Annotated in this window: 21 protein-coding genes; 10 read left to right on the top strand and 11 right to left on the bottom strand. The window is 72.5% G+C overall.

Annotated features, from left to right (window positions below):
* Positions 1 to 46 precede the first annotated feature (46 nt).
* Genes ACWDXC_RS15495 through ACWDXC_RS15480 form a run of 4 tightly spaced genes read right to left on the bottom strand, consistent with a single transcriptional unit; the run spans position 47 to position 3,690 of the window.
* Positions 47 to 1,024, bottom strand: coding sequence for a glycine betaine ABC transporter substrate-binding protein (locus tag ACWDXC_RS15495; RefSeq protein WP_449981918.1), 978 nt, complete (start codon positions 1,022 to 1,024; stop codon positions 47 to 49).
* The gene (locus ACWDXC_RS15490; RefSeq protein ID WP_449981916.1) at positions 1,021 to 1,797 is read right to left on the bottom strand and encodes an ABC transporter permease; all 777 of its coding nucleotides are present in this window, start codon (positions 1,795 to 1,797) and stop codon (positions 1,021 to 1,023) included. Before ACWDXC_RS15490 ends, ACWDXC_RS15495 begins: the two co-directional genes overlap by 4 nt.
* A complete protein-coding gene (locus ACWDXC_RS15485; RefSeq protein ID WP_449981914.1) occupies positions 1,794 to 3,050 on the bottom strand; it encodes a betaine/proline/choline family ABC transporter ATP-binding protein in 1,257 nt (418 codons plus the stop codon). Before ACWDXC_RS15485 ends, ACWDXC_RS15490 begins: the two co-directional genes overlap by 4 nt.
* A complete protein-coding gene (locus tag ACWDXC_RS15480) occupies positions 3,043 to 3,690 on the bottom strand; it encodes an ABC transporter permease (RefSeq protein ID WP_449981912.1) in 648 nt (215 codons plus the stop codon). Before ACWDXC_RS15480 ends, ACWDXC_RS15485 begins: the two co-directional genes overlap by 8 nt.
* A gap of 61 nt (positions 3,691 to 3,751) precedes the next feature.
* Between ACWDXC_RS15480 and ACWDXC_RS15475 the strand changes: the two genes are divergently transcribed.
* Complete coding sequence (locus ACWDXC_RS15475) at positions 3,752 to 4,918, top strand: sensor histidine kinase (RefSeq protein WP_449981910.1); 1,167 nt, start codon at positions 3,752 to 3,754, stop codon at positions 4,916 to 4,918.
* 7 nt (positions 4,919 to 4,925) lie between these two features.
* Here the strand turns inward: ACWDXC_RS15475 and ACWDXC_RS15470 are convergent, their stop codons facing one another.
* Positions 4,926 to 5,654 (bottom strand): CTP synthase C-terminal region-related (seleno)protein, encoded by a 729-nt coding sequence (locus ACWDXC_RS15470; protein WP_449981908.1) that lies wholly within the window; start codon positions 5,652 to 5,654, stop codon positions 4,926 to 4,928.
* Between the two features lie 71 nt (positions 5,655 to 5,725).
* Here ACWDXC_RS15470 and ACWDXC_RS15465 point away from each other — a divergent pair, with 71 nt between their 5' ends.
* Positions 5,726 to 6,583 (top strand): LysR family transcriptional regulator, encoded by an 858-nt coding sequence (locus ACWDXC_RS15465; protein ID WP_449981906.1) that lies wholly within the window; start codon positions 5,726 to 5,728, stop codon positions 6,581 to 6,583.
* 80 nt (positions 6,584 to 6,663) lie between these two features.
* Here the strand turns inward: ACWDXC_RS15465 and ACWDXC_RS15460 are convergent, their stop codons facing one another.
* Genes ACWDXC_RS15460 through ACWDXC_RS15450 form a run of 3 tightly spaced genes read right to left on the bottom strand, consistent with a single transcriptional unit; the run spans position 6,664 to position 9,346 of the window.
* On the bottom strand, positions 6,664 to 7,998 hold the full coding sequence (locus ACWDXC_RS15460) for a serine hydrolase domain-containing protein (protein WP_449981904.1): 1,335 nt from the start codon (positions 7,996 to 7,998) through the stop codon (positions 6,664 to 6,666).
* A 33-nt stretch (positions 7,999 to 8,031) separates the two neighbouring features.
* Positions 8,032 to 8,991 carry an alpha/beta hydrolase family esterase gene (locus ACWDXC_RS15455; RefSeq protein WP_449981902.1) on the bottom strand — a complete coding sequence of 320 codons (960 nt, stop codon included), beginning with the start codon at positions 8,989 to 8,991 and terminating at the stop codon, positions 8,032 to 8,034.
* 28 nt (positions 8,992 to 9,019) lie between these two features.
* Positions 9,020 to 9,346, bottom strand: coding sequence for an ArsR/SmtB family transcription factor (locus ACWDXC_RS15450; RefSeq protein ID WP_449981900.1), 327 nt, complete (start codon positions 9,344 to 9,346; stop codon positions 9,020 to 9,022).
* A gap of 64 nt (positions 9,347 to 9,410) precedes the next feature.
* On the opposite strand from ACWDXC_RS15450, the gene ACWDXC_RS15445 reads away from it, so the two are divergent.
* Positions 9,411 to 10,544 (top strand): NADH:flavin oxidoreductase/NADH oxidase, encoded by a 1,134-nt coding sequence (locus ACWDXC_RS15445; protein WP_449981898.1) that lies wholly within the window; start codon positions 9,411 to 9,413, stop codon positions 10,542 to 10,544.
* Between the two features lie 27 nt (positions 10,545 to 10,571).
* Here the strand turns inward: ACWDXC_RS15445 and ACWDXC_RS15440 are convergent, their stop codons facing one another.
* The gene (locus ACWDXC_RS15440; RefSeq protein WP_449981896.1) at positions 10,572 to 11,960 is read right to left on the bottom strand and encodes a cytochrome b; all 1,389 of its coding nucleotides are present in this window, start codon (positions 11,958 to 11,960) and stop codon (positions 10,572 to 10,574) included.
* Positions 11,961 to 12,090: 130 nt separating this feature from the next.
* Between ACWDXC_RS15440 and recD2 the strand changes: the two genes are divergently transcribed.
* Both recD2 and ACWDXC_RS15430 read left to right on the top strand, forming a co-directional pair.
* Positions 12,091 to 14,322, top strand: coding sequence for an SF1B family DNA helicase RecD2 (recD2, locus tag ACWDXC_RS15435; RefSeq protein ID WP_449981894.1), 2,232 nt, complete (start codon positions 12,091 to 12,093; stop codon positions 14,320 to 14,322).
* Between the two features lie 170 nt (positions 14,323 to 14,492).
* Positions 14,493 to 15,638 carry an Ig-like domain-containing protein gene (locus ACWDXC_RS15430; RefSeq protein ID WP_449981892.1) on the top strand — a complete coding sequence of 382 codons (1,146 nt, stop codon included), beginning with the start codon at positions 14,493 to 14,495 and terminating at the stop codon, positions 15,636 to 15,638.
* 102 nt (positions 15,639 to 15,740) lie between these two features.
* Here the strand turns inward: ACWDXC_RS15430 and ACWDXC_RS15425 are convergent, their stop codons facing one another.
* Positions 15,741 to 16,730 carry a radical SAM protein gene (locus ACWDXC_RS15425; RefSeq protein WP_246646704.1) on the bottom strand — a complete coding sequence of 330 codons (990 nt, stop codon included), beginning with the start codon at positions 16,728 to 16,730 and terminating at the stop codon, positions 15,741 to 15,743.
* Positions 16,731 to 16,747: 17 nt separating this feature from the next.
* Here ACWDXC_RS15425 and ACWDXC_RS15420 point away from each other — a divergent pair, with 17 nt between their 5' ends.
* The 3 genes from ACWDXC_RS15420 (at position 16,748) to ACWDXC_RS15410 (ending at position 18,678) form a co-directional block, all read left to right on the top strand.
* Positions 16,748 to 17,302, top strand: coding sequence for a GNAT family N-acetyltransferase (locus ACWDXC_RS15420; RefSeq protein ID WP_449981890.1), 555 nt, complete (start codon positions 16,748 to 16,750; stop codon positions 17,300 to 17,302).
* A complete protein-coding gene (locus ACWDXC_RS15415; RefSeq protein ID WP_449981888.1) occupies positions 17,299 to 17,610 on the top strand; it encodes a DUF952 domain-containing protein in 312 nt (103 codons plus the stop codon). The genes ACWDXC_RS15420 and ACWDXC_RS15415 overlap by 4 nt, the downstream gene beginning before the upstream one ends.
* A gap of 813 nt (positions 17,611 to 18,423) precedes the next feature.
* Positions 18,424 to 18,678, top strand: a complete 255-nt coding sequence (locus tag ACWDXC_RS15410; RefSeq protein WP_449981886.1) for a hypothetical protein — start codon at positions 18,424 to 18,426, stop codon at positions 18,676 to 18,678.
* A gap of 325 nt (positions 18,679 to 19,003) precedes the next feature.
* On the opposite strand, the gene ACWDXC_RS15405 is transcribed toward ACWDXC_RS15410, so the two are convergent.
* The gene (locus tag ACWDXC_RS15405) at positions 19,004 to 19,783 is read right to left on the bottom strand and encodes a TetR/AcrR family transcriptional regulator (RefSeq protein ID WP_449981884.1); all 780 of its coding nucleotides are present in this window, start codon (positions 19,781 to 19,783) and stop codon (positions 19,004 to 19,006) included.
* Between the two features lie 160 nt (positions 19,784 to 19,943).
* Here ACWDXC_RS15405 and ACWDXC_RS15400 point away from each other — a divergent pair, with 160 nt between their 5' ends.
* Complete coding sequence (locus tag ACWDXC_RS15400) at positions 19,944 to 20,675, top strand: CPBP family intramembrane glutamic endopeptidase (RefSeq protein WP_449982049.1); 732 nt, start codon at positions 19,944 to 19,946, stop codon at positions 20,673 to 20,675.
* A gap of 261 nt (positions 20,676 to 20,936) precedes the next feature.
* Positions 20,937 to 22,631, top strand: coding sequence for an enoyl-CoA hydratase-related protein (locus tag ACWDXC_RS15395; RefSeq protein ID WP_449981882.1), 1,695 nt, complete (start codon positions 20,937 to 20,939; stop codon positions 22,629 to 22,631).
* Positions 22,632 to 22,638 lie beyond the last annotated feature (7 nt).

Genomic DNA, 22,638 nt, shown 5'->3' with positions numbered 1-22,638 from the left:
TCGAGCACGTCGTCGAGTGTGAACACGGGCACGATCCTGGGCCCGCTCAGGTGATGAAGCCCTGCGAGCGCAGCCAGTCGCGGGCGACGAGCACCGGCACGTCACCGTCCACGTCGACCTGGGCGTTCAGCTTGCGGATGACCTCGTCGGTGAGCTTGGCGCTGATCGGCGCGAAGACGCGGGCGATCTCGGGGTGCTCGCGGGCGACCGGGCCGCGGATGGTGACCGACGGGTGGTAGAGGGGGAAGAAGTGGCGGTCGTCCTCCAGCAGCGCCAGCTGGAGCGCTTCGAGCCGGCCGTCGGTGGTGGTGACCATGCCGAGCGTGCACTGGCCGCTGGCGATCGAGTCGTACAGCACGCCGGTGGAGACGCGGCGCACCTTCGACGGCTGCACGTCGGCGCCGTAGCGCAGGCCGTAGGCGCGCAGCATGCCGAGGAACCCGTCGGAGCGGCCGAACGTCTCGTGGTCGACGCAGAACGTGCGCCGCTCGGGCGGCACCCGGGTGATGTCGGAGATCGTGCGCATGCCGTAGCGGGTGGCGGTGGCGCGGGTGACGGCCATGGAGTAGCTGTTGTTCAGCGGCGCGGGGGGCAGCCACACGATGTCGTTGCGGCGCAGGTCCAGCTCGCGCACGGCCTCGTACTGGCGGGCCGCGTCGGTGATCGGGTCGCTCCTGCCGAGGTAGGTGATCCAGCCGGTGCCGGTGTACTCCCACATGAGGTCGGCGTCGCCCCGGGTCAGGGAGCGGCGGGCGTTGACGCTGCCCTGCACGTTGGTGCGGTCGGCGACGTCGGCGCCGGCGACGGTGAGCGCGAGCACGGCGATCTTGCCGAGGATGAGCTGTTCGGTGAACTCCTTCGACGTCACCTGCAGCCGTACGCCTTCCAGCGCGGGGACGGGTTTGATGCTGCCGGGCCCGACCGGCGGGATGAACGCCGAGGCCGGCCGCAGCCCGCACCCGGCCGCCGCCACGAGCACCGCCGTGAGCGCCGCCGTGAGCACCAGCAGGAGCGCGGGTCTCATGTGAGCCCCTTGGGCGACAGCAGCCGCTGGGCGACGCCGCCGGCCCAGTCGATGAGCATGGCCAGCACGGCGATGAGCACGCATCCGGTGATCAGCACGAGGTTGCGCTGGGTGCTGACCCCGGCGGTGATCAGGTCGCCGAGGCCGCCCGCGCCGATGAACGCGGCGATGCCGGCGGTGCCGACGTTCAGCACGAGCGTGGTGCGCACCCCTGACAGGATGACGGGGACGGCCATGGGCAGTTCGACGCGCCACAGCACGCCGAACGCCGACATGCCGATGCCGCGCCCGGCGTCGATCAGCCGGGGGTCGACCTGTTCCAGGCCCACCATCGTGTTGCGCAGCGTCGGCAGCAGGCTGTAGGCGAACAGCGCGACGACCGCCGTCCAGAACCCGATCCGGAACACCACGGCCAGCAGCACGATCAGGCCGACGGCCGGGGTGGCCTGCCCGACGTTGACCACGGCCAGCACCACGGGGGTGGCCTTGCGCAGGGCGCGCCGGGTCAGCAGCACCCCGAGCGGCAGCGCGACCACGAGCACGAGCACGGTGGAGTAGAACACCAGCCGGATGTGCTCCCAGGTGCGCCGGGCCAGGAACGGCAGCCGCAGCGCGCTGCGCTCGATGTCGTCCAGCGGCACCAGCTGGGTGTAGGCGACCATCGCGGCGGCCACGGCCAGGTAGATGAGCGGCGCGAGCAGCATGTGCCAGGAGCGGCCGACGTCCGGTTCGGGGATGGCGGCCTGCTGCGCGGCCGACCCGCTGACGGTCACGCCCCACCCCCCGGCCCGGACCCGCCGTCCCCGGGCCCGCCGTCCCCGGATCCGCCGTCTCCGCTGTCCCCGGTGAGGCCGGACAGGCGCCGGCGGCGGCGCTCCCGCTCGCGCGCCTTGATCGCCTGGATCGCGTTCTGCACCGTGCTCAGCGACAGCACCCCCGCGTACGCCTGCCCGCGGCCGACGACCGGCACCACGTCGCTGTCGGCGTTCAGCAGCGCCTCCAGCGCGTCCTGCAACGTCATCCGGTGCCCGATCGGCGGCCCCGTCTCCTCGCCCAGCTCGCCGACGGGCCCGCGCGCGGCGGCCAGGTCGGCGGCGCTCACCCACCGGCGCGGCCGGCCCGCCTCGTCGACGACGAGCGCGAAGTCGCGGCCCTCCTCCTCGGCCTGGGCCAGCAGGGCACGCGCGTCGGCGCCGGCGGTGGCGTGCGGCACCGAGTCGAGCCGGATGTCGCCCACCTTCGTCAGCCGCAGCAGCCGCATCGACGACCCGCCGCCCAGGTACTGCTCGACGTACTCGCCCGCGGGCGCGGTCAGGATCTCGGCCGGCCGCGCGTACTGGACGATCCGCGCCCCCCGCTCCATGATCGCGATCCGGTCGCCGATCTTCAGCGCCTCGTCGACGTCGTGCGTCACGAACACGATCGTCTTGGCCAGCTCGTCCTGCAGCCGCAGCAGCTCGTCCTGCAGCCGTTCGCGGGTGATCGGGTCCAGGGCGCCGAACGGCTCGTCCATCAGCATCACCGGCGGGTCGGCGGCCAGCGCCCTGGCCACCCCCACCCGCTGCTGCTGGCCGCCCGACAGCGCTCTGGGGTAGCGCTGGGCGAACGTCGCCGGGTCCAGCCCGACCAGCGTCAGCAGCTCCTCCACGCGGCGTGCGATCCGGCCGGAGTCCCACTTCAGCAGGCGCGGCACCTGCGCGATGTTGGCCGCCACCGTCAGGTGCGGGAACAGCCCGGCCTGCTGGATCACGTACCCGATGTTGCGCCGCAGCCGGTCGGGGTCGATGTCGCGGGCGCTGCGCCCGCCGATGAAAATATCTCCGGACGTGGGCTCGTCCAGCCGGTTGATCATCCGCATCGTCGTCGTCTTGCCGCACCCCGACGGCCCGAGCAGCACCACGATCTCCCCGGCGGCGATCGTCAGATCCAGCTCGTTCACCGCGGGCGCCGCCGCGCCGGGGAAGCGCTTGGTCACCGCGCGCAGCTCGATCGGCACCCCGCCGCCGCCCGCCCCCGTCTCAGGCACGGCGGCCTCCCGGCCTGGTCAGCCGCCCCAGCAGCACGAAACACGCGTCGAACGCAAGCGCCAGCAGCGCCACGCCGAGCGTGCCGGTGAGCGTGGAGTTCACCGCGTTCGCGCCGCCCAGCCGGGCCAGCCCGGAGAAGATCTGCTCGCCCAATCCCGGCCCCGACACGTACGCGGCCACCGCGCCGATGCCCATCGCCAGCTGCGTCGAGACCCGGATGCCGGTCAGGATCACCGGCCAGGCCAGCGGCAGCTCGACCCGCGTCAGCGCCCGCAGCCGGCTCATCCCGATCCCGCGCGCCGCGTCCACCAGCATCGGGTCCACCCCCCGCAGCCCCACCACCGTGTTCCGGATGATCGGCAGCAGCGCGTACAGCACGATCGCCGTCACGCTCGGCGCCACCCCCAGCCCCAGCACCGGGATGAGCAGGCCGAGCATCGCCAGCGACGGCACCGTGAACAGCACCCCGGCCGTGCCGGTGGCCAGCGCCGCCCCGCGCGGCCGCCGGTAGGTGACGACGCCCACCGCCACGCCGATCACGGCGGCCACCAGCACGCACTGCGCCACCATGCTGGCGTGCTGCGCCGTCTCGAAGAGCAGCAGATCCCGCCGGTCGGCGATGTACTCCCACAGATTCACGCAGATCCCCCGATCACCGTGTTACTTACCGTGATCGGACATCCGTCTAACGTGGGAGGCGATGACCACCGACCCCGCCCGCGCGCCCGGCGGCCGCCCCTACGGGCCGCCGTCCGGCGCCGGGTTCCTCGCCTTCGCCCTGATCGGCGTCGCCGCCGCGTGGGACACCGCGGCCGGCGACAGCCGCCCCGCCTGGCTGGCCTGGCCGGGCCTGGCCGCCGTCATCCTCCTGTACGCGGCGGCGGTCCTGCTGGCCTTCCGCTCACGCACCGTGGCTGCCACGGTGGCCGCCACGGTGGCGCTGGCCCTGCTGGGGGTGGCGGTGACGGGCCTGGCGGCGCTGTTCGCCGGCGGCTGGCTGTACCTGTTCCCGCTGGCGGGCATCGCGTGCGGGCTGGTGCTGGCCGGACGCGCGGTGCGGGCCGCCCTGCTGGCGCCGCTGCTGGCGCTGACGGCCGCGGCCGCGCTGGTCACGCTGTTCACCGGCGGCGGGCTGGAGCCGGTGATGGCGCTGGCGTGGGGGACGTTCAGCGCCGGGCTGGTGGTGGCGTTCATCATGCACCTGCACGCGCTCATCGCCGAGCTGGCCGGCACCCGCCGCCGCCTGGCCGAGACGGCCGTCGAACGCGAACGGCTGCGCTTCGCCCGCGACCTGCACGACCTGCTCGGGCACACGCTGTCGGTCATCGTCGTCAAGGCCGAGGCGGTGCGCCGCCTGGCCGCGCGCGACCCCGAGCAGGCCGGACGGCACGCCGCCGACATCGAGACGGTCGGCCGCCAGGCGCTGGCCGAGGTCCGCGAGGCCGTCACCGGCTACCGCGAGGGCTCGCTGAACGGGGAGCTGGCGCGCGCCGGTGACGTGCTGAGCGCCGCGGGCCTCACCCCGGACGTGCGCCGCACCGGCGCCCCGCCGCCGCCGTGGGCGCAGGACCTGCTGGGCTGGGTGGTGCGCGAGGGCGTCACCAACGTCCTGCGGCACAGCGCCGCCACCCGTGTCACCATCACCGTGGCCTCGCACTCGGTCACCGTCCACGACGACGGCCCCGCCACCCGGAAAGAGGCAGGCGGGGTGGCGGGCAGCGGGCTGCGGGGGCTGGCCGAGCGGGTGGCGCAGGCCGGGGGCAGGGTCGAGGCCGGGCCCGCGCCGGAGGGCGGGTGGCGCCTGCGGGCCGTCCTGCCCGCCGAGCCCCCCGGTCCCCCCGGCGGCGAGCTCCCGTACGGCGAGTGACCCCGCGCTATCCGGCGGCCGGCTGCCGGGCGGCGGCGTGGCGGGCGACGGCGGCGGCGAAGGCCGCGATGACCGGGTGCGCGCGGCTGCCGTCACCGGCCAGCTCCGGCTGGAACAGCGTGCCGAGGAAGAACGGATGCCCCGGCAGCTCGGCCACCCGCACCGCCTCACCGGCCCCGCTCTCGTCGCTGCCCTCGTCGCCGGCGCCGTGGCCGGAGAACACCAGCCCGTGCTCCTCCAGCGTCCGCCGGTAGCCGTCGTTGAGCCCGTAGGAGCAGTTGTAGGCCTCCACGGTCTGGCGCGCCCCCATGATCTGCTCGATCAGCGACCCGGCGGCCAGCCGTACCGGGGCCTCGTGCCCAGCGAGCGTGCACGCCAGCGGGGTGAGCAGGTAGTCGTGCCCGGGGCCGTTCTCGGCGTGGGCGACGTCGAGCCCGCACACGCCGCGCGCGTACTCCAGCAGCATGTGCTGGAAGCCGCCGCACGTGCCCAGGAAGGGGATGCGCCGCTCGCGCGCGGTGCGCACGGCGGCGACGGCGCCTTCCTCGCTGGCGTACGGGCTGCCGGGCACCACCCAGATGCCGTCGAAGCCGTCCAGCCCGCCGGTGTCGGTGGTGGGGATCCAGTACGGGTCGAGCGCGAGGCCGTCGCGTTCACGCAACGCCTCCAGCAGCAGGGGGATGCGCGTGTGGGCGCGCACGCCGGGGGAGCGGTCTCCGACCAGGGCGATTCTCATGCTCGCCATCGTGGCCCCCGGCGCCGGGTAAGCGCCAACGATAATGACTGCATGTGCTATAAGCGTTCCTGATGGATCCTCATCTGGTGCGGACGTTCGTGACGGTGGCGCGGCTGGGCTCGTTCTCGGCGGCGGCCGCCGAGCTCGGCTACACGCAGTCGGCCGTCTCCCAGCAGGTGGCGGCGCTGGAGGCCGATCTGGGCGCGCCGCTGCTGTCGCGCCGGCCGGTGGCGCCGACGGAGGCGGGGGAGCGGCTGCTGGAGCACGCCGGGCCGCTGCTGCTGCGCATCCGGGCGGCGCGGGCCGACGTGCGGCGGGTGGCGGCGGCGCCGGTGCACCGGCTGACGCTGGCCGTGGGCCCGCTGGCGCTCGGCCCCGTCCTGGCCGGGCGGCTGGCGGCGGCGCGGGCGCGGCTGCCGCGGCTGACGGTGACCGTGCGGGCGTGCCCGGCTGACGAGGCGGCCCGGCTGGTGGCGGGCGGCGAGGCGGAGCTGGCGCTGGTGGCGGGCATCGCCGCGCCCAGCGATCCCCTGCGCCTGCCGGACGCGGGCCCGCTCACGGCGACGCGGGCGGGGGAGGAGCCGCTGGTGGTGGCGCTGCCGGCCGATCATCCGCTGGCGGGCCGGGCGGGGCTGCGGCTGGCCGATCTGGTGGACGCCCGCTGGCTGCGCACGCCGCTGTGCCCGCTGGAGCGGCTGCGTGACCTGGCGGGCGACGGGTTCCGCGCCGGGCTGCACTACACCGGCGACGATCCGCGCACGGTGATGAGCCTGGTCGCGGCCGGGCACGGGCTGACGCTGCTGCCCGCCTCGGCCGCGACGGGGGTGCCGCTGGTGGCGCCCCGGCTGGTGCACCGGGTGGAGCTGGTGCACGCCGCGCTGCCGCCCGGCCCGGCCGCCGACCTGGCCGCCACCCTCGCCAGCCCCTGAGCGGGCCCGCGAAGGAGCCCGCCCCAGAAGCCCGCGAGGGCGCCCGCCCAGAAGCCCGCGCGAGTGCCCGCCCGTGCGGGTCAGGCCCGCCAGGTCTCGACGCCGCCCGGCACCGGCGCGCCCGGGTCGTACGGCTCGCGGGTGAAGACGAACGTGTTGACGTCCAGGTGGTCGGCGGCCACGCGCAGCGTCTCGCCCGCGTAGTAGCCGTCGAGCCCCAGCCACGTCCCGTCGTCCTGCGGCACGAACCGGGAGGCCCGGCCGCCGCCGCGGGCGGGCTCCAGAGCCAGCCCGCGCCCGGGCAGCAGCCGCAGCACGTACGGGGTCGGCCCCCAGTGCCACACGCCGGTCAGCGCCAGCAGGTCGGCGTCGGCCTCGGCAGGCTCCCACTCGCGCGGCAGGCTGGGCTCGTGCTCGTCGAGGATGCGCAGCAGGTCGGTCGGCAGGGTGCGGCTCATCCCGGAGGTGGTGTTGGCCAGGAACAGCACGCCGACCCGGTCGGCCGGGTCGGCCCACACGGTGGCCAGGAAGCCCGGCATCGACCCGGTGTGCCCGGCCAGCCGCCGCCCGGCGTAGCGGGTGAGCTGCAGGCCGAGCCCGTAGCCGGCGCTCCAAGCGTCGCCGTCGTCGACGATCGCCGGCTCGCGCATCTCCTCCAGCGTGGCGGCGTCGATCACGCCCCGGGTGTCACCGGCGACGAAGGCCGCCCAGCGCGCCAGGTCGGCGGTCGTCGACCACAGCTGCCCGGCGGGCGCCATCGCGACGGCGTCGTGCTCGGGCTCGGGCAGCAGCACGTCGGCGTACGGGTGGACGGCGTAGCCGGAGGCGTGCGGGGCGCGCGGCCGGGCGGTGGTGTCGCTCATGCCGAGCGGCTCCAGCACCTCCTGGCGCACCACGTCCAGCCACGGCCTGCCGCGCAGCCGCGCCACCAGCTCGCCCAGCAGCGCGAACCCGACGTTGGAGTAGTGGAAGCGGCGGCCGGGCCGGTGCTTGACGTGGCCGGGCCCGACCCGGGCGAGCAGTTCGCCCGCCTCCACGCCGGGGGTGCGCTCCCACCAGAGGGTGGGCGGCTCGGCGGTCAGCCCGCTGGTGTGGGAGAGCAGCTGGGCGACGGTCGCCTCGCCGAACCGGGCGCCGGGCAGGTGCTTGCCGATGGGATCCAGCAGGTCGAGCAGCCCTTCGTCGCGCAGCCGCATGACGGCGACGGCGACCACGCTCTTGGTGATCGAGCCGAGCCGGTACTGGGTGCGCGTCGTGGGCGGCTCGCCGCCGACGCGGCCGCGCCCGGCCGCCCATGCGATGTGCCCGTCGCGCACGACCGCCGCCATGATCGACGGGATGCGGCACTCGGCCTGTTCGGCCGCGAGGCGGCGCAGCAGCGCGGCCGCCGTCTGGTGTCCCACCTGGTGACTCATGGCCGCCAAGCCTAACGCCCGCTGCCTGCGCCTTCAGGACCGGTCCGGCGCCCGGTCGAACACGTCCAGCAGCAGCCGGGTGGCGTCCAGCCCGGTCTCGGTGCGGCCCAGCCGGGGCACCTCGACGGGGCCGGGCCAGGTGTGCCCGCCGTCCTTGACCGTGTACAGCCGGACGGCGGCGCCGCCGGCGCACGACGTCCACGCCGACAGCCGTACCCGGGAGGCGGGGGAGGAGGCGGCGGCGGGCCCGCACCGGTAGGCGGCGGCCCACCGGCGGCTCACGGCGGGGACGGGCGGCAGCGTCACGAGGTCGGCCAGCGCCCGCAGGTCGCCGGTGGCCTCGCGCAGCGGGTGCCCGCCCTGGTAGGGGACGACGCGGTCGGCGGTGCCGTGCACGGCGACGACGGTGGCGGGCGGCGGCCGCTCGCAGGGCGGCGCCAGGCTGACGCCGCCGACGGCGGCGGCTCCGGCCAGCCGGCCGCGCAGGCCGCACACGAGGGCGACGGCCATCGCGCCGCCGTAGGACAGCCCGGCGGCGAACGCGCGCCGCCGGTCGGCGCACAGGCCGTCCTCCAGGTGGTCGAGCAGCGCGCCGAGGAACGCGGTGTCGTCGGGGCCGTAGGTGTGCGGCAGTGTCCAGGCCAGCCGCCCGTCGGCGGCCTGCGGGGTGGCGACGATGTAGCCGCGGGCGGCGCCTTCGCGGGGCAGGCGCGTGTAGGCGGCCTGCTGGCGGGCGTCGGAGCCGAGGCCGTGCAGGTTGAGCAGCACCGGGTGCGGGCCGCGCCCGGCCGGGACGCTCAGCAGGAAGGTGCGGGTGAGGCCGCCGTGCTCGAAGGTGTGCCGCCCGCCGGGCAGCCGCCGCTCGCCGCACCCCGTCTCCGCGCGCGTGGGCGCCGTTCGCGGAGAGGCGTCCGCCCGGGGTGGCGGTGGGGGAGCGGCCGTGCAGGAGGCCGTGGCCAGCAGTGCCGTCACGGCGGCGGCCCGTGCGATCATCCGGCCTCCCGGGCTGGGCGCGAGCCGGTCAGACGCGGACGCGCCGGGCGGCCGCGGTGACGACGCTGTCGAGCAGGCCGGGGAAGAGCGCGTCGAGGTCGTCGCGCCGCAGCGAGTTGATCTTCGCGGTGCCGCGGTAGACCTGGGTGATGACCCCGGCCTCGCGCAGCACCCGGTAGTGGTGGGTGCCGGTGGACTTGCTCACGGCCAGGTCGATCTCGGCGCAGCCGGCCTCACCGCCGTGGGCGGCCAGGAAGCACACCACCTCCAGCCGCATGGGGTCGGCCAGCGCGTGCAGCACGGCCTCCAGCCGGATCTCGGCGGCGTCGGGGTGCTGCAGAACCCTCGTGGACATCGGCCCTCCCTCAACCGCCACCATTGTACGGCAACCATCGTAATACGATAACTCTCGTAGTACGATGATTGACGTACAAGCCGTCCTCCCGGGAGAGGTGCCCCCCGTGCTGTTCGACCCGATCACCCTGCGCTCACTGACGATCCCCAACCGCGCCTGGATGTCGCCGATGTGCATGTACTCCGCCGCCCCCGACGGCCCCGACACGGGCGTGCCGCACGACTGGCACTACTCCCACCTGGCCGCCCGCGCCGCCGGCGGCGCCGGCCTCATCCTCACCGAGGCCACCGCCGTCTGCGCCGAAGGCCGCATCACCCCCTGGGACCTCGGCCTGTGGAACGACCGCCAGGAGCGGGCCTTCGCCCACATCAGCCACCTGCTCACCCTGCACGGCGCCGTCCCCGGCATCCAGCTCGGCCACGCCGGCCGCAAAGCCTCCACCGACCGCCCCTGGCACGGCGGCGGCCCCGTCGCCCCCGCCGACGGCGGCTGGCCCGTCATCGGCCCCAGCCCGCTGGCCTTCGACGACGGCCACCCCGTCCCGCACGAGCTCACCACCGAGGAGATCCAGCGCGTCGTCGCCGACTTCGCCGCCGCCGCCGGACGCGCCCTGCGCGCCGGCTTCCGCGTCGCCGAGATCCACGGCGCCCACGGCTACCTGATCGGCGCATTCCTCTCCCCGCACAGCAACCACCGCACCGACGCCTACGGCGGCTCCTTCGCCAACCGCATCCGCCTCGCCCTGCAGATCGCCGACGCCGTCCGCGCCGTCTGGCCCGACGACCTGCCCGTCCTGTTCCGCGTCTCGGCCACCGACTGGCTCACCGAGAACCCCGCCGACGAGCGCGACGGCTGGACCGCCGACGACACCGTACGGCTGGCCAAGGAACTGCACGCCCACGGCATCGACCTGCTCGACACCTCCAGCGGCGGCAACGCGCCCCGCGCCCGCATCGTCTCCACGCCCGGCTACCAGGTGCCCTTCGCCGCCCGAGTGCGCGCCGAGACCGGCATGCCCGTCGCCGCCGTCGGCAAGATCACCGACCCGCGGCAGGCCGAGGACATCCTCACCTCCGGCCACGCCGACGCCGTCCTGCTCGGCCGCGAACTGCTGCGCGACCCGTACTGGCCGCACCGGGCCGCCCGCGAGCTGGGCGCCCGCCCGGCCTGGCCCGACCAGTACGCCTACGCCCTGTGACCACCAGCCCGTGACCCACCAGCCGGCCTAGCCGTGGCGTCCGGCGCCGATCGCCTCCCGCCCCGGCCGCTCCGGCATCGGCCGCTCGTGGAACCCGCCACCGGGGGAGCGCACGATGACCCCGCTCTCCACCCCATGAGCCTCCGCCTGACGCAACCCCAGGCAGATCCACCGCGTCACCACGAACGCGACCACCGGCCCCGCCACCACCGCGCACCTGAAGAAGATCGTCACCGCCTCCAGGGACAGGTGGAACTGGTGGGCGAGCTGGTCGTTGGCCGCCGCCGCCCACAGCAGCCCGTAGAACGTGATCCCGGCCACCGCCAGCGCCGTCTTCACCGGCGTGTCCCTCGGCCGGTCCAGCACGTCACCCACGGCCCGCTCCCGCGCCATCCGGCTCGCGCTCTTGGGCCGCCCCAGCCCGTCACGCCGCCCCCGCCGCGCCAGCACGAACCGCTCGGCCACCGGATAGGCCGCCAGCACCGTGAAGAACACCCCCGGCACCACCAGCGTCGGCACCAGCACCGCCAAGCTCAGCGTGTAACCGCCCAGCGTCAGCTCCCACGCCGGCATGATCCGCAACGCCCCGTCGAGGAACCCCATGTACCAGTCCGGCACCGAACCGGCCGAGATCTGCGTCGGACTGGCCGGCCCGTACAGCCACACCGGAGCGATCTGCACCCCGTACCCCAAAATGATCAGCATGCCGGCCGTCGCCGCCGCCATCATCGGCCGGGCACCGCGCCGCACCGGCAGCGACGCGACGAACCGCGAATGCCCCCGCCGCCGCACCAGCAGCTCCCGCCAGACCAGCAGCCCCGCCATCACGGCCGAGACCCCAAGATGCCCGCCGTACATGACCGGAATGATCTGATCACCCGGGAACCCCGCCCCGAACAGCAGCCCCGCCACCCACGTCCCCACCAGCGGGATCGACTGCACCACCGACACGATCAGCCACAGGCTCCCGCCCGACAGCCCGTCGTCCGGCAGCGCGTTGCCGGTCTCGCCCGCGGCCATGCCCAGCGCCAGCAGCGTCACCCAGATCAGCCACTGACCCGTGCGCGGCCGCCGGAACGCCCCCGTCAGGAACATCCGCAGCAGCTGCAACGCCACCGCCGCCACGAACACCAGCGCGGCCCAGTGATGCGCCTGCCGCACCAGCAGCCCCCCGCGCACCTCCAGCGAAAGCCGCATGGTCGAATCGAACGCCTCGCTGACCCACAGCCCCCGCAGCGGCCCGTACGGGCCGTCATAACGCACCCGCGCCATGCCGGGCTCGTAGAACAGCATCAGCACGGCCCCCGTCACCACCAGCACCGCGAACGACCAGATCGCGATCTGCGCGAACATGAACGACCAGTGCGAGAACTGGAACGACCCCCGCCTGGCCCCCGAACGTACGGGCGAACGCATGATGAAACCTCCTGACCTCGCCTGCACACAAGACGCCGCCCGCCCCGCCCCTGTGACGCCCCCACCGCCCACCGTGACCAACGTCACGCCGCGATCACCGCCGCCCCGCCCGTACGGCAGAATGCTGGCCATGACCGAGGAACGACCCGCCGGCGCCGTGCTGGAGGCCGTCCTCGAACGCATCACCTACGCCAACGAGGAGACCGGCTACACCATCGCCCGGGTCGCCACCGCCCGTACCGGCGCCGACCTCCTCACCGTCGTCGGCCCCCTGCTCGGCGCCCAGGTCGGCGAATCCCTGCGCCTGACCGGCCGCTGGACCTCACACCCCCGCTACGGCCGCCAGTTCGAGGTGTGGTCCTACACCACCGTGCTCCCCGCCACCGTGCAGGGCATCCGCCGCTACCTCGGCTCCGGCCTCATCAAGGGCATCGGCCCCAAGATGGCCGAACGCATCACCGACCACTTCGGCACCGCCACCCTCGACATCATCGAGAACGACCCCGGCCGCCTCACCGAAGTCCCCGGCCTCGGCCCCAAACGCACCAAACTCATCGCCGCCGCCTGGGAAGAACAGAAAATCATCAAAGAAGTGATGATCTTCCTGCAGGGCGTCGGCGTCTCCACCTCCATCGCCGTCCGCATCTTCAAGCAGTACGGCGACAAATCCGTCGACGTCGTCCGCACCCACCCCTACCGGCTCGCCGACGACGTGTGGGGGATCGGCTTCAAGACCGCCGACACCATCGCCCAGGCCGTCGGCATCCCCCACGACAGCCCCGAACGCGTCAAAGCCGGCCTGCGCTACACCCTGTCCCAGGCCGCCGACGACGGCCACTGCTACCTGCCCGCCCCCAACCTCGCCGCCGACGCCGTCAAGATCCTCGACGTGCCCGCGCCCCTGGTCACCACCTGCCTCGACGACCTCGTCACCGCCGAAGGCGCCGTCCGCGAACCCGTCCCCGCCGGCGACAACGTCGTGCCCGCCGTCTACCTGCCGCCCTTCCACCGCGCCGAACTCTCCCTCGCCGGCAACCTGCTCACCCTCCTGCGCAACGGCCACGACCGGCTCAAGAGCTTCACCGACGTCGACTGGAACGCCGCCGAAGCCTGGCTGCGCGAGCGCACCGGCGCCGACCTCGCCCCCGAGCAACGCCAGGCCGTCCGCCTCGCCCTCACCCACAAGGTCGCCGTCCTGACCGGCGGCCCTGGCTGCGGCAAGAGCTTCACCGTCCGCTCCATCGTCACCCTGGCCCGCGCCAAACACGCCAAGGTCATCCTCGCCGCCCCCACCGGCCGCGCCGCCAAACGCCTGGCCGAACTCACCGGCCACCAGGCCACCACCGTCCACCGCCTGCTCCAGCTGCGCCCCGGCGGCGAAGCCACCTTCGACCGCGACAACCCCCTCGACGCCGACCTCGTCGTCGTCGACGAAGCCTCCATGCTCGACCTGCTCCTGGCCAACAAACTCGTCAAGGCCGTCGCCCCCGGCGCCCACCTGCTGTTCGTCGGCGACGTCGACCAGCTCCCCTCCGTCGGCGCCGGCGAGGTGCTCAAAGACCTCCTGGCCGCCCCCGACATCCCGCGCGTCCGCCTCACCCAGATCTTCCGCCAGGCCCAGGAGTCCGGCGTCGTCGTCAACGCCCACCGCGTCAACACCGGCCACCACCCCCAGCTCGCCGGCATGACCGACTTCTTCCTGTTCCCCTGCGAGGAAGGCGAGGAGATCGCCGCCCTCACCGTCGACGTCGTCGCCCGCCGCATCCCGCGCCGCTTCCGCCTCGACCCCCGCCGCGACATCCAGGTCCTGGCCCCCATGCACCGCGGCGCCGCCGGAGCCGCCGCCCTCAACACCGCCCTGCAGGAAGCCCTCACCCCCGCCCGCGAAGGCATGCCCGAACGCCGCTACGGCGGCCGCGTCTTCCGCGTCGGCGACAAGGTCACCCAGCTGCGCAACAACTACGACAAGGGCGCCGCCGGCGTCTTCAACGGCACCGTCGGCATCGTCACCGACATCCGCCCCGACGACAGCGCCCTGACCGTCCTGACCGACGAGGACGAACACGTCGACTACGCCTTCGACGAGCTCGACGAGCTCGCCCACGCCTACGCCGTCTCCATCCACCGCTCCCAGGGCAGCGAATACCCCGCCGTCGTCATCCCGCTGGCCACCAGCGCCTGGATGATGCTGCAGCGCAACCTCCTCTACACCGCCATCACCCGCGCCAAGAAGCTCGTCGTCATCGTCGGCTCCCGCCGCGCCCTGGCCCAGGCCGTGCGCACCAGGGGAGCGGGCCGCCGGCACACCGGCCTCACCCACCGCCTGTCGGGCCCGCTTTCCGGCCGTCCTGACCCGTCTTGACCAGCGGCGACACCCCCAGAAGTGATCGAAATGTGACCGAACTCTCCCAAACTCATCCGCGTCTTACATGCAGGAGCATTAAGGTTTTTTAGTGCGCAGATGAGCAAGTGGGGGAGAGGTACGGAGTGAACGTCGCAACCGGCTGGAGAAAGACCGCCGCAGGAGTGGCCATGGCCACCACGGCAGCCTTGACCGCCTCATGCTCCGGCGGAGGAACGGCCAACGGCCCCTCCGCCTCCGAGGCGACCACCTCCGCCACCACCCAACCCCCCACCATCCAGATCAGCCCCGCCGACGGCGGCGCCAAGGTCGACCCCGCCAAGAAGGTCATCGTCACCGCCGCCGGCGGCACCCTCGACGACGTCATCGTCGAGGCGAAGGGCGAACAGCTCGAGGGCAAATACAACAGCGACAAGACCCGCTGGATCTCCACCACCCCCCTCAAACCCTCCAGCAGCTACACCGTCACCGCCCGCGCCGGAGCCACCACCGCCGACGGCACCTTCACCACACTCAAACCCGAACGCATCCTGCAGATCGCCGACGTCACCCCCAACGTCAAGGGCGAAACCGTAGGCGTCGGCATGCCCATCCGGGTCACCTTCAACCAGGCCGTCACCAACAAGGCCGCCGTCGAACGCAACCTCCACGTCGAATCCGAAGAACCCCACAAGGGCGCCTGGCGCTGGATCGACGACACCGTCGCCATCTACCGCCCCGCCAAATACTGGACCGCCCACCAGAAAGTCACCTTCTCCGCCGACCTCACCGGCGTCAAAGCCGGCAAGGGCCTCTACGGCATGAAGGACTACGACTACAGCATGAAGATCGGCGCCAAGGTCATCAGCAAGATCAACGTCGACAAGCACATGATGTACGTCTACAAGGACGGCAAACGCGTCAAGACCATGGCCATCAGCGCCGGCATGGCCACCACCCGCGAATACACCACCACCTCCGGCATCCACCTCACCATGGAACGCGCCCACCCCGTCCGCATGATCTCCCCAGGACGCAAAAAGGGCGACCCCGGCTACTACGACGTCATGATCGACCACGCCGTCCGCATCTCCAACAGCGGCGAATACGTCCACGCCAAGAACAACACCTGGGCCCAAGGCCGCCGCAACGTCAGCCACGGCTGCATCAACGCCCGCCCCGACCAGGCCAAATGGTTCTACGACACCTTCCAGCGCGGCGACATCGTCGACATCACCGGCACCGACCGCCAACTCGAATGGAACAACGGCTGGGGCTACTGGCAGATGTCCTTCACCCAATGGAAGAAGGGCAGCGCCCTCAAGAACGACGCCTGACCACCACACACGTAAGGGCCGCACCTGCACCCAGGTGCGGCCCTTCACGCATCTACAGTGCCAGCGGCACGGGGGAGAAGCCCCCTGACACCCAACGAGGGATCACACCAACGCCAACTGCCCGAACCGCGGCTCACGCCGCTCCGCCACCCCCGCACCACACGCCAGACCATACGCCCGGCACAACTGCCCGATCTGCCCCACGATCCGCTCCTCATAACCAGCCGAAGGCAACCCCGACCGGTCATACAACTCCTCATACCGGCCCACCAACTCCGGATGAGCACCCCCCAGCCACTCCAAATACCACTCCCGCGTCCCCGGCGGCAGCCGCAACACCACCGGCTCCACCGCCACCGCACCCGCCGCCGCGATCCGCCGCACCGTCGCCCCCAACTGATCCGCCGCATCACTCAACAACGGCAACACCGGCCCCATCCGCACCCGGCACGCCACCCCCGCCTCCACCAACGCCGACACCAGCTCCAACCGCGCCTGCGCCCCCACCGCCCCCGGCTCCACCCCACGCCGGATCCGCTCATCCACGAACGCGATCGACACCGCCACCGAAGCCCCCGCCTCCGCCAGCACCCCCGCATCACGCAACACCAGCGGACTCTTCGTATACACCGTGAACGGCACCCCCGCCTCCGCCAACGCCGCCACCACCCCCGGCATCAACCGATACGTCCGCTCCGCCACCTGATACACATCACCACTCACCCCCACCGCCACCGGCTCACCACCCCACCGAGCCAGCTCCGCCCGCAACCGCACCACCACATTCGGCCGCACCACCACCCGCGTCTCGAAATCACGACCCGCGTCCAACCCCAACCGGCCATGCCCCGACCGCGCCCCGCACCCCACACACGCGTGCGCACACCCCCGATACGGCGACACCCCCCACCCCTCGGAGACCCCCGCCCACACCGGCACCCGCTCGATCACCGAACGAGCCTGCATCTCATAGAAACCACCACGCAGCACCGCCCGCCGCTCGATCAGCGGACGATCGTCAGCGGCCTCCACCAACGGCAGCGCATCCCAACCCACCACCCAAGTGGAACACGCATTCGACTCCCAGAGCAAGCCACTACACTGCCCCCGTGCTCAAACCCCGCTACCCCGTCACCACCCCCCGCCTCACCCTGCGCCCCTTCACCACCGACGACCTCGACGCCCTCCACGCCTACGAATCCCGCCCCGACGTCGCCCGCTACCTCTACTGGACCCCCCGCGACCGCGACACCGTCCGCGAACACCTCGACAAGAAAATCACCCGCACCCAGCTCCACGACGAAGGCGACGCCCTCGACGTCGCCATCACCCGCAACGACACCGGCGCCCTCATCGGCAACACCCTGCTCATCTGGACCAGCCGCACCCACCGCCAAGGCGAAATCGGCTACATCCTCCACCCCGACCACCACGGCCACGCCTACGCCGCCGAAGCCGCCCGCGAAATGCTCCGCCTCGGCTTCGACCACCTCGGCCTCCACCGCATCGTCGGCCGCCTCGACGCCCGCAACACCGCCTCCGCCCGCGTCCTGCAGAAACTCGGCATGCGCCAGGAAGCCCACCTCATCGACAACGAACACGTCAAAGGCGAATGGGTCTCAGAAATGATCTACGCCATCCTCGAAACCGAATGGACACCATGACCACCCACCCCACCATCCACCACCTCGCCCTGCGCACCGACTGGACCCACGCCCAGACCACGGGGGAGTACCTCATCTCCACCCTCGGCCGCACCCTCGCCCAAGAGGGCTACATCCACTGCAGCCGCGACCACACCCAACTCCGCACCGTCCACGACACCTACTACCACCACATCCCCGACACCGACCTCGTCATCCTCGACATCGACCCCACCGGCCTCGACATCCGCACCGAGAACGGCTACCCCCACCTCTACGGCCCCCTGCCCACCACAGCCGTCACCGCCACCCGCCCCTACACCCCCTGAAAACGGAAAACGGCCAGCCCGTCACACCGTGACAGCCTGGCCGCAACCGCGAAAACCTAGCGGCGAACCCCCGGACCCACCGCAACCGGCACCTGAGCCGGCGCATACAACGGAGCCTGCACCGGCTCCTGCCCAAACCCATACGCCTGCCCCTGCGGATGACCCTGCACCTGCCCCTGAACCGGACCCGGCGCCGCAACCGGACGCGCCACCTGCTGCGTCCGCTCCCGATCAACCCCACGCCGATCGGCGCAGTCACCCCCGCAATACCCATTCGTCAGAATCAGCCGCCCCCGCAGCGGCGTGTACGCATCCCGCCCCGAAGCCGGAACAACCCCCTGACACACCGGACATAACACAGACTCGTTCCCCACGTGCTGCTCCTCTCGCGGCGCGATAGCAGAAGACCACCCTAAACGCCACATCAACCCAGCGGCAGCCAATCAACGAGAAGTCACCCCAACTGTCAACCACCCACCCCACCCCGCCACCCAACCGCACCACCGGGGGAGAAGCACCCCAAACCACCACTCCACCAGCCACAACACCCGCACACCACCACCCCCGCCGCCCCACCCCACCTCCCGCCCCGCACCCACCCCACCACGTAACGCATCTCACACCCGCCAATCCGGCGAACCCAAACCCCTAACCGAAACCGGCAGGGGAGAGCCCCCACGAGCCGCCAACAACGCCTACTTGACATAATGTCCATTATCAAGCAACCAGACAAACCCCAGAAGCCCGCCGCCAGAGCCCCCGGCGCACCCCCACACCCTTCGTGCCGCACGACCGACCGCGTACGATCGAATCATGCCCAGCCTGGCGATCTCCACCGGCGGTCTCGTCGCGATCACCGCGGTCGTCACGATCGTGATCATCTACCTGATCATCCTCGCCGCGCGCCTGACCCGCCGCCCCCGCAACCGCCCAGCCCCCAACCCCGACCTGGTCGAGCAGGCCCGCGAGATGAAGACGATGGGCCAGATCCAGGAGGCGGTGTTCCTCGTACGCGGCGAGACGGGCATGAGCCACCGCGCCGCCACCCGCTTCGTCAACCGGCTCTAATCCGACAAAATAGGCCATACCAGACAGAAGCTGGATTCTGTTTGGTATGACCAGTCAGTCGTTCCGCCGCCTCCGCACGCCGCCTCCGCACGCTCCGACGCGGCGCGCGGCCTCCTTACACGCGCGCTCCCCTCTCGATGCCGGCTTGATCACTCCAGGGAGCCGGTCCCGCAGGGGCCGACCGCCACGAGGGTCCGACCGCCTGCTGAATGGGCGTGAGCCCCCTCCCCTCGCGCGTCCGTGCGCCACGGGTGGGCGTCTGCCCACTCCCCCCTCGGCGGGTGTGACCACTGCGGTGCCCGCCCTCGTCGGCCTGGCGTCGCTGTCAGGTTTCCCGCCATTGCCCCGTGCGGAGGGCGTGCTCGGCCGCGCGTTCGTGTTCGTCGGTCCAGGTGAGGTCGGGGTCGGGTTCGAGGAGGCCGACCACGACGGTGGCGATCGCGAGCGCGGGTTCGGTCCATTCGGCGGGTTCGGGGGCGCCGAAGGGGTTGGCGGGGAATCGGTGGGTGGTGAGTTCGGGGTTGGCGGGGGTCATGAGGATGAGTCCGCGCAGGGTGGCGACGGCGAGGCGGGCGATGGTCTCGTACGTGATGCCGGGGTGTGGGCGCAGGCCGAGGAGCCGGGTCATGCGGGTGTAGGTGGTGGCGAGGCCGGTGATCATGGTGTGTTCGGCCTCGGTGAGGGCTTGCTGGACGTCGGTGCGGAGGTCGCCGTCGGGGAGGCTGCGGAAGGTGGCTTGCAGGGCGAGGTAGGTGCGCCAGGCGGGTGAGCGGTGGAAGAGGTCGTATTCGCCGAGTGCGCCGGTGCGGAGTGCTTCGGCGGCCAGGGCGCGGCGTTGGTGGGGGTTGCGGGCCCAGGTGAGTGAGGCGAGGAGGGTGTGGGTGGCTGTCCGGGTGGCGGTGGGGTCGGTGGCGGTGGTGGTGGGGTTGGTGGCTTTGGCGAGTTCGCGGAGGAGGTCGCTGAAGAAGAGGTCTTTGTAGGGCCAGCGGCGGTAGACGGCGCTGCGGGCGACGCCGGCGTCTCGGATGATCTGTTCGAGGCTGAGGTGGTCGAGGCTGACGGTGAGGCCGGTGTGTTCGACGGTGTGGGTGGCGGTGTCGAGCATGCGGCGGGCGGTTTCTTCGTCGGTGAGGCGGGTGCGGCGTCGGGTTGGGCCGGTTTGCGGTGGTTGTGGGGTCACTCTCGTAGTTTATGGTACTTGGGATATCGTGTCTCAACGGGTGCGGGGGTGGTGGGCCGTGGTGGGTCGGCCGGGGTTGTTCCTGGTGCTGGTCGCTGTGCTGTCGGTGCCGTTCTACGTGGTGGGGGCGCTGTCCCCCACGGTGCGGGTGGGGGCGGTCGACATGCCGGCGAGTGCGGCGATGTTCGTGGTGCCGCTGGTGGCGGCGGTGGTGCTGGTGTGGCGGGATGCGGGGCGGGCGGGGGTCGTGGCGTTGCTGGCGGGGGTGGTGGATCGGCCGGCGGGGCGGGCTCGGTGGTATGCGGTGGCGGTGGCGTTGCCGGTCGTGGTGGGGGCCGGGGTGGTGCTGGCGGGTGCGGCGCCGGTGGGGTTGGCGACGTCGCTGGTGGTGTTGCCGTTGGTGTTCGGGGCGTCGGTGGTGGCGGCGGCGTTCGAGGAGGTGGGGTGGACGGGGTATGCGGCCGATCCGTTGCGGGGGCGGTTCGGGGTGGTGGGTGCGGGGGTGGTTCTCGGGGTGTTCTGGGGGGTGTGGCATCTGCTGCCGTTGGTGCAGGCGGGGCATGGTGCGGTGTGGGTCGGGGGTTGGTTCGTGGGGACGGTGGCGGCTCGGGTGGTCATGGTGGGGTTGCGTGCGGTGACGGGTGGGGTGTCGGCGGCGGTGTTGATGCACGCGATGTTGAACGTGACGGCGGCGTACGTGCCGGGGTATGACGCGGCGGTGGTGCCGGTGGTGTCGGGTGTGCTGACGGTGGTGGCGGCCGTGGTGGTGGTGTGGGTGGTGTCGCGGTCGCGGGCGGGGGTGGCCGGGGGCGGGTGATCCTGGCGGTGGCTTGTCCTCTCCCCCGGCGGCGGTGTGTGCGGGGTGTGGGACGGAGGGTGGGGGGTTTCGGTCGGCGGGGGTGGGTGGGGGTTGGGCCTCCAACCGAAGAAAAATCCCGACATATGGAGAGAAACCACCTCCCCCGCTGTGGTGTTCTGCTGGGATTTGTCATCATTGCTTGCCGGACCATGTCAGCATCGATGCACGAACGTCCCATATGGGGCCGCCTTAAAACGACATCGTCCGGAGGATCCCCCCTTGCGCATCCTGCTGCTGTGCTCCTCGTTCAACGGCCTGACCCAGCGTGCCTGGCTGGAGCTGCGCCGGGCCGGTCATGACGTCAGCGTGGAGCTGGCGTTGTCGCCGGAGGTGATGCTGGAGGCCGTCCAGCTGGCCAAGCCGGATCTGGTGATCTGCCCGTTCCTGAAGGAGAAGGTGCCGGCCGAGCTGTGGCGGGGGCAGCGCACGGTCATCATCCATCCGGGTCCGCCCGGGGACCGGGGGCCGTCGTCGCTGGACTGGGCGATCCTCGAGGGGGCCGCCGAGTGGGGTGTGACGGCGTTGCAGGCGGTCGAGGAGATGGACGCGGGCCCGATCTGGGCGTACCGGATGTTCCCGGTGCCGGCGGGGCCGCCGCGCAAGTCGGCGCTGTACAACGGGCCGGTGGCGGACGCGGCGGTGGAGCTGGTGCTGGAGGTGGCGGCGAAGGCGGGTGACCCGGCGTTCGTGCCGGAGCCGCTGGACTACGCGCGGCCGGAGGTGGTCGGCAGGCTGCGGCCGGCGATGCGGCGGGCGGACCGGGAGGTGTCGTGGGCGGAGCCGACGGCGGAGGTGGTGCGGCGGGTGCGGGCGGCCGACGGGTCGCCGGGCGGCCTGGCGGAGCTGTGCGGGATGCGGGTGCGGGTGTTCGACGTGTATCCGGGTCCGGCGCTGGCGGGGACTCCGGGGACGGTCGCGGGCCGGCGTGAGGGGGCGGTGCTCGTGCACACCGGCGACGGGTCGGTGTGGGTGGGGCATCTGCGCGCGGATGAGGCGGGCGCGGTCAAGCTGCCGGCAGTGTCGGTGCTGGGTGAGCGGGTGGCGGAGGCGCAGGAGCGTCCGGGCTACAGCGAGATCACCTATGACCGGGGCGACGGGGTCGGGGTGGTGAGCTTCGACTTCTACAACGGGGCGATGTCGACCGACCAGTGCCGGCGGCTGGCCGCGGCGCTGCGGTACGCGGCGGCGCAGGACACGCGGGTGCTGGTGCTGCGTGGTGGTGAGGTGTTCTCCAACGGCATCCATCTGAACGTGATCGAGGCGGCGCCGCATCCGGAGCTGGAGGCGTGGACGAACATCAACGCGATCAACCAGGTGTGCCGTGAGCTGGTGTGGTGCACGGGTCAGCTGGTGGTGACGTCGGTGGGCGGCAACGCGGGCGCGGGCGGGGTGATGATGGGGCTGGGCGCCGACCGGGTGATCGTGCGTGAGGGGGTGGTGCTCAATCCGCATTACCGGACGATGGGGTTGTTCGGCAGCGAGTTGTGGACGTACACGCTGGTGCGGCGGGTGGGTGCGCGGGAGGCGGCGCGGCTGACGGGTGAGGCGTTGCCGATCGGGGCGCGGGAGGCGGTGGAGCTGGGGCTGGCCGACCGGGCGGTGGCGGGGTCGCGGCAGGCGTTCGAGCGGGCGGTGCTGGAGTACGCGGAGAGACTCGCGGCCGATCCCGGGTATGGACGGTTGCTGGCGGCCAAACAGGCGGCCAGGGATGCCGACGAGCGGCGCAGGCCGCTGGAGGCCTACCGGGTGGAGGAGCTGGCGGAGATGAGCCGGGACATGTTCGACGACAGGTCGGGGTTCCGGCAGGCGCGGGAGGCTTTCGTGCACAAGCGGAAGGCTGACCGCACACCACCGCATCTGGCGGTTCATCGTGAACTGTCCGGCACGTCGCTCCCGGGGGCATCTCATATGTGAGATAGGT

The organism is Nonomuraea sp. NPDC003214 (genome assembly GCF_053590035.1).
This window is presented reverse-complemented; position numbering and strand designations above follow the sequence as displayed.

Bases quoted from the DNA above. Each gene is read 5' to 3' on its own strand.
- recD2 (WP_449981894.1), top strand. From the start codon at position 12,091: ATGACCGAGGAACGACCCGCCGGCGCCGTGCTGGAGGCCGTCCTCGAA.
- ACWDXC_RS15405 (WP_449981884.1), bottom strand. From the start codon at position 19,783: ATGCTCGACACCGCCACCCACACCGTCGAACACACCGGCCTCACCGTC.
- ACWDXC_RS15450 (WP_449981900.1), bottom strand. From the start codon at position 9,346: ATGTCCACGAGGGTTCTGCAGCACCCCGACGCCGCCGAGATCCGGCTG.
- ACWDXC_RS15410 (WP_449981886.1), top strand. From the start codon at position 18,424: ATGCCCAGCCTGGCGATCTCCACCGGCGGTCTCGTCGCGATCACCGCG.
- ACWDXC_RS15460 (WP_449981904.1), bottom strand. From the start codon at position 7,998: ATGAGTCACCAGGTGGGACACCAGACGGCGGCCGCGCTGCTGCGCCGC.
- ACWDXC_RS15475 (WP_449981910.1), top strand. From the start codon at position 3,752: ATGACCACCGACCCCGCCCGCGCGCCCGGCGGCCGCCCCTACGGGCCG.
- ACWDXC_RS15455 (WP_449981902.1), bottom strand. From the start codon at position 8,991: ATGATCGCACGGGCCGCCGCCGTGACGGCACTGCTGGCCACGGCCTCC.
- ACWDXC_RS15470 (WP_449981908.1), bottom strand. From the start codon at position 5,654: ATGAGAATCGCCCTGGTCGGAGACCGCTCCCCCGGCGTGCGCGCCCAC.
- ACWDXC_RS15495 (WP_449981918.1), bottom strand. From the start codon at position 1,024: ATGAGACCCGCGCTCCTGCTGGTGCTCACGGCGGCGCTCACGGCGGTG.
- ACWDXC_RS15445 (WP_449981898.1), top strand. From the start codon at position 9,411: ATGATTGACGTACAAGCCGTCCTCCCGGGAGAGGTGCCCCCCGTGCTG.
- ACWDXC_RS15440 (WP_449981896.1), bottom strand. From the start codon at position 11,960: ATGCGTTCGCCCGTACGTTCGGGGGCCAGGCGGGGGTCGTTCCAGTTC.
- ACWDXC_RS15465 (WP_449981906.1), top strand. From the start codon at position 5,726: ATGGATCCTCATCTGGTGCGGACGTTCGTGACGGTGGCGCGGCTGGGC.
- ACWDXC_RS15415 (WP_449981888.1), top strand. From the start codon at position 17,299: ATGACCACCCACCCCACCATCCACCACCTCGCCCTGCGCACCGACTGG.
- ACWDXC_RS15430 (WP_449981892.1), top strand. From the start codon at position 14,493: ATGGCCACCACGGCAGCCTTGACCGCCTCATGCTCCGGCGGAGGAACG.